This window comes from Microbacterium sp. Leaf351 (assembly GCF_001423825.1).
GTDB classification, from domain to species: domain Bacteria; phylum Actinomycetota; class Actinomycetes; order Actinomycetales; family Microbacteriaceae; genus Microbacterium; species Microbacterium ginsengisoli.
The window spans coordinates 54,231-59,386 of record NZ_LMPK01000005.1; the positions used below are offsets into that span (position 1 = coordinate 54,231).

Below are 5,156 nucleotides of genomic sequence, written 5' to 3' on the forward strand. Positions count from 1 at the left end.
ATCGAACCGCCGTGGAGCCGGGCGGGGGTGATGCGCAGATCGTCGCCGAACCGGCCCGAGCCGGGCACGCTGGCGACTCCGACGCCGAGCGCCGCGATCGCATCGATCATGCGCGCGGAGTCGTCGGACGGGAGCGGCGCCGTGACGAGCGCGGGGCCGTCAGCGAGCGCCGCCAGCACGAGCTCGCGGTTCGTGAGCGATTTGGAACCCGGCACGCTCACGGTCGCCGTCACCGGCCGACCGGCCGCGGGCGCAGGCCACGGCGGTGACGCTGGGGAATAGCTGGGCGCGCTCATCGGTTTCTAGCCTACTGAACGCCTCGCATCGGTCCCGGGGCGCAAGGAGGATGCATGCTCGCGATGCTCGAGCGCACGACGGGTGCGCCGGAAGCCGCCGACGTAGACTTTGCGCTGATGACCGAGCAGGCGACGACCACCGAGGAAGCGCGCACCCAATTCGAGGAGCAGGCGCTGCCGTTCATGGACCAGCTGTACGCGGCGGCGATGCGGATGACGCGCAACCCTGCGGACGCGGCCGATCTCGTGCAGGAGACCTTCGTGAAGGCGTTCGCCTCGTGGGCGACGTTCACGCAGGGAACCAACCTCAAGGCGTGGCTCTACCGCATCCTGACCAACAGCTACATCAACACGTACCGGAAGAAGCAGCGCGAGCCCTATCAGGGCACGATCGACGAACTCGAGGATTGGCAGCTCGGCGGCGCGGAGTCGACGACCGCGACGAGCTCCCGCTCGGCGGAGGCCGAGGCCATCGACCGGATGCCGGCATCCGTCGTCAAAGAGGCGCTGCAGTCGATCCCGGAGGACTTCCGCCTGGCCGTGTATCTGGCCGATGTGGAGGGGTTCGCGTATCAGGAGATCGCGGACATTATGAAGACGCCGATCGGCACGGTCATGAGCCGCCTGCATCGTGGCAGGCGCATGCTGCGCGACCTGTTGGCCGACTATGCACAGGAGCGGGGCATCGGCTCCGCGGCACCGGGAGTGGGGAAATGAGCGATTGCGGCTGCGACAAAGCGCGGCGTGACCTGGAGGAGTACCTCCGCAACGAGGTGTGCAGCACCGAGCACGCCGACATCCGGCAGCACCTCGAGAGCTGCCCTGCCTGCTCCGACGAGGCGCTGGTGGCCCGCACCCTGACGGACGTCGTCGCCCGCGCATGCCGCGAGTCGGCCCCGGAGGAGTTGCGCGACCTCGTGCTGACGCAGCTGCGCGCGGCCCAGGCGACACACCACTGACAAACGACGAAGCCCGCGGATGCCGCNNCGATGAGCTTGGCCTGCTCGACCGCGTGCACCTTGGCGGATCCGGCAGCGGGGGACGCCGCGGCGGCACGGGTGACGGAGCGGATCGTGCGTCCGTGCAGGTGCTTCACGACCTCCAGGGCGATGAACGGCCAGGCGCCCTGGTTCTCCGGCTCCTCCTGCACCCACACCAGCTGGGCGTTCGGGTAGCTGTCGATGATCGCGTTGAGCTCGGACACCGGCGTCGGGTAGAACTGCTCGACGCGCACCAGGGCGATCTCCGGGTTCGGGTTCTTCTCGAGCTCCGACCGCAGATCCCAGTGCACCTTGCCGGAGTGCAGCAGCACACGCTTCACGACGGACTTGTCGATCGCGCGGTCATCGTCGAGCACCGGCTCGAACCGACCCGAGGTGAAGTCCGCCACCGGGCTCACCGCGTCGCGCAGACGCAGCATCGCCTTGGGGGTGAACACGACGAGGGGGCGACGCGGACGGGCGTAGGCCTGTCGACGCAACAGATGGAAGTACGACGCAGGCGTCGAGGGGCGGGCGACCGTCATGTTGTCCTGTGCGCACAGCTGCAGGAAGCGTTCGATGCGTGCCGACGAGTGGTCGGGACCGGCGCCCTCGTAACCGTGGGGGAGCAGCAGCACGACGCTCGACTGCTGGCCCCACTTCTGGTCGGCCGCCGAGAGGTACTCGTCGATGACCGACTGCGCTCCGTTCGCGAAATCGCCGAACTGTGCCTCCCAGAGCACGAGCGCGTCGGGGCGTTCGACCGAGTAGCCGTACTCGAAGCCCATCGCCGCGTACTCGCTGAGCAGCGAGTCGTAGATCCAGAGACGTCCCTGGTTCTCCGACAGGTTGGCGAGGGGGTACCACTCCTGGCCGTTGCTGCGGTCGTGGAACATCGCGTGGCGCTGCACGAACGTGCCGCGGCGCGAGTCCTGGCCTGCGAGGCGCACCGGGGTGCCCTCCATGAGAACCGAGCCGAAGGCGAGGAGCTCGCCGAAGGCCCAGTCGATGCCGCCGTTGCGGCTCATGTCGGCGCGCTTGTCGAGAAGCTGCTGGAGCTTGGCGTGCACGGTGAAGCCGTCGGGCTTGTTCACGAACGCGTTGCCGATGGCCTGCACGACGTCGGCCGAGACCCCCGTGGTGTCGGGCTCGCCGACGGCCGGCTCGACGAGCGCGGTGGTCGACACGATGCCCTGTGCGCCCGTCTGGGCGGCGTGCGTCTCGGCGAAGGCGATCTCCAGGCGGTCCTGGAAGTCGCGCTTGGCCTGCTCGTACTCGTCCTCGGTGATGTCGCCGCGGCCGACGAGTGCCTCCGTGTAGAGGCGACGCACCGAGCGCTTCGCCTCGATGAGGTTCGTCATGAGGGGCTGGGTCATCGAGGGGTCGTCGCCCTCGTTGTGGCCGCGTCGGCGATAGCAGACGATGTCGATGACGATGTCGCGGTGGAACGTCTGGCGGTACTCGACGGCCAGCTCGGCCACGCGCACGACGGCCTCGGGGTCGTCGCCGTTCACGTGGAGGATCGGGGCCTGGATGGTCTTGGCGACGTCGGTCGCGTACACCGAGGTGCGTCCGTCGATGGGGAGCGTGGTGAAGCCGACCTGATTGTTGACGACCACGTGGACCGTGCCGCCCGTGCGGTACCCGCGCAGCTGCGACATCTGCAGCGTCTCGACGACGACGCCCTGGCCCGCGAAGGCCGCGTCGCCGTGCACGAGGATCGGAAGCCACGCGAACGAGCCGATGGGTCCGCGGTCCTGCTTGGCGCGCACGATGCCCTCGAGCACGCCGTCGACGGTCTCGAGGTGCGAGGGGTTCGCGGCCAGATAGACGGGGAGCTCGTGGCCCTCGTCGGAGACAAAGGTGCCCTCCGTGCCGAGGTGGTACTTGACGTCGCCCGAGCCGAGCTTGTTGCCGGGGAGCGACGTGCCCTCGAACTCGCGGAACACCTGGCCATAGGTCTTGCCGGCGATGTTGGTCAGCACGTTGAGTCGGCCGCGGTGGGCCATGCCGATCGCGGCACCATCGAGGCCGGCGGCGGCCGCACCGTGCAGCACCCGGTCGAGCAGCGGGATCAGCGACTCGCCGCCCTCGAGGCTGAAGCGCTTCTGGCCGACGTACTTGGTCTGCAGGAAGGTCTCGAAGGCTTCGGCCTCGTTGAGCTTCGAGAGGATGCGCAGCTGCTCGTCGTGGCCGGGCTTCTGGTACTTGACCTCGCAGTTGTCCTGGAACCACTTGCGCTGGGCCGGGTCCTGGATGTGCATGTACTCGATGCCGATGGTGCGGCAGTACGAGTCGCGGAGGACCCCGAGGATGTCCCGGAGCTTGAGCGTGCGCTTCCCGCCGAAGCCGCCGGTCACGAACTCGCGGTCGAGATCCCAGAAGGAGAGCCCGTGCGATTCGATCTCGAGGTCGGGATGCGTGCGCTGCACGTACTCCAGCGGGTCGATGTCGGCCATGAGGTGTCCGCGCACGCGGAACGCGTTGATGAGCTCCTGCACGCGGGCCGTCTTGTCGACGCGCTCGGACAGGTCGACGTTGATGTCGGCGTTCCAGTGGATCGGGCTGTAGGGGATGCGCAGTGCCGCGAAGATGCTCTCGTAGAACCCGCGCTGCCCGATGAGCAGCTCGTGCACCTTCTTGAGGAACTCGCCGGACCCGGCGCCCTGGATGACGCGGTGGTCGTAGGTGCTGGTGAGCGTGATCGTCTTGCCGATCGCCAGCTCAGAGAGCGTCTTCTCGCTCGCGCCCTGGAACTCCGCCGGGTACTCGAGGGCGCCGGCGCCGATGATCGCACCCTGGCCCTTCATCAGGCGCGGCACCGAGTGCACGGTGCCGATGCCGCCCGGGTTGGTGAGCGAGATCGTGGTTCCCTGGAAGTCGGCGGCGGTCAGCTTGTTGTCGCGCGCGCGCTTGACCAGGTCCTCATAGGCGACGAGGTACTCGTTGAAGCTCAGGGTGTCGGCGCGCTTGATGCTCGGCACCATGAGCGCTCGCGTGCCGTCGGGCTTGGGCAGGTCGATCGCGATGCCGAGGCCGATGTGCGCGGGAGCGACGACGGCGGGCTTGCCGTCGACCTCGGCGTAGAAGACGTTCTGGCTCGGGAACTCCTTGAGCGCCTGGATCAGGGCCCAGCCGATCACATGGGTGAAGCTCACCTTGCCGCCGCGGGTGCGGGCCATGTGGTTGTTGATGACGATGCGGTTGTCGATCATCAGCTTGGCCGGGACGGTGCGCACGCTCGTCGCGGTCGGAACGGACAGCGAGTCGTCCATGTTCGACGCGAGGGTCTTCGTCATGCCCTTGAGGACGGTGACCTTGTCCTCCTCGGCCGACTCGGTCGGAGCCTGCGTCTTCACGTCGGGCGCCTGAGCCGGGATCGGCTGCGGCGCCGCCGGCTTCGTCGTCGTTCGCGCGACGGGCGCGGCTCCCACGACCGGGATCGGCGCGGTGACGGGCTTCGGCTCGGCCGGCGCTGCGGCGGCCGGCGGGGCCGCGGGCGCCGCGGGGGCCGCGGCATCCGTCGACGTCGTCAACGTCGAATGGTAGGTCTCGAGGACGGGCCACCACGCCTTGTCCACGGAGTTCTTGTCGACCTTGAACTGCTCGTAGAGCTCTTCGACGAGCCACTCGTTGGCCCCGAACTCTCCGTCGTTCGACAGCCCGACGCCGGTCACCTGGCTCGACACGTTCGATCGCCCGCTTTCGTGAGATTGCGAATTTTCCGCGGGCCATCGTGGCCTGCGCGCACGGGTGTCAAGCGTAGCCCAGTCGGGAGCCGCCTGCCCCGGGATCGCGCGGCTGGAGCGGAAGAATCTCTGTTCATTTCCTATGAGGAAGACTCGGCCGATCCTGTCGCGGCGCTCAGTACCGTTGGGGG

The 5,156-nt window shown here is 68.3% G+C and carries 2 protein-coding genes and 2 pseudogenes; 2 read left to right on the forward strand and 2 right to left on the reverse strand.

Going from position 1 to position 5,156, the window contains the following annotated elements; translation table 11 throughout:
- Window positions 1-296: pseudogene (locus tag ASG00_RS16480) on the reverse strand (3-phosphoshikimate 1-carboxyvinyltransferase); the annotation flags it as partial.
- A gap of 117 nt (window positions 297-413) precedes the next feature.
- Between ASG00_RS16480 and ASG00_RS02260 the strand changes: the two are divergent.
- Window positions 414-1,013, forward strand: a complete 600-nt coding sequence (locus ASG00_RS02260; RefSeq protein ID WP_235557392.1) for a sigma-70 family RNA polymerase sigma factor — start codon at window positions 414-416, stop codon at window positions 1,011-1,013.
- Window positions 1,010-1,255, forward strand: coding sequence for a zf-HC2 domain-containing protein (locus tag ASG00_RS14245; protein ID WP_056518914.1), 246 nt, complete (start codon window positions 1,010-1,012; stop codon window positions 1,253-1,255). The genes ASG00_RS02260 and ASG00_RS14245 overlap by 4 nt, the downstream gene beginning before the upstream one ends.
- 28 nt (window positions 1,256-1,283) lie before the next feature.
- Here the strand turns inward: ASG00_RS14245 and ASG00_RS02265 are convergent.
- A pseudogene (locus ASG00_RS02265) lies at window positions 1,284-4,965 on the reverse strand (multifunctional oxoglutarate decarboxylase/oxoglutarate dehydrogenase thiamine pyrophosphate-binding subunit/dihydrolipoyllysine-residue succinyltransferase subunit); the annotation flags it as partial.
- Window positions 4,966-5,156: the final 191 nt, after the last annotated feature.

Coding starts and splice junctions, on each gene's coding strand:
- ASG00_RS14245 (WP_056518914.1), top strand. CDS start 1,010: ATGAGCGATTGCGGCTGCGACAAAGCGCGGCGTGACCTGGAGGAGTAC.
- ASG00_RS02260 (WP_235557392.1), top strand. CDS start 414: ATGACCGAGCAGGCGACGACCACCGAGGAAGCGCGCACCCAATTCGAG.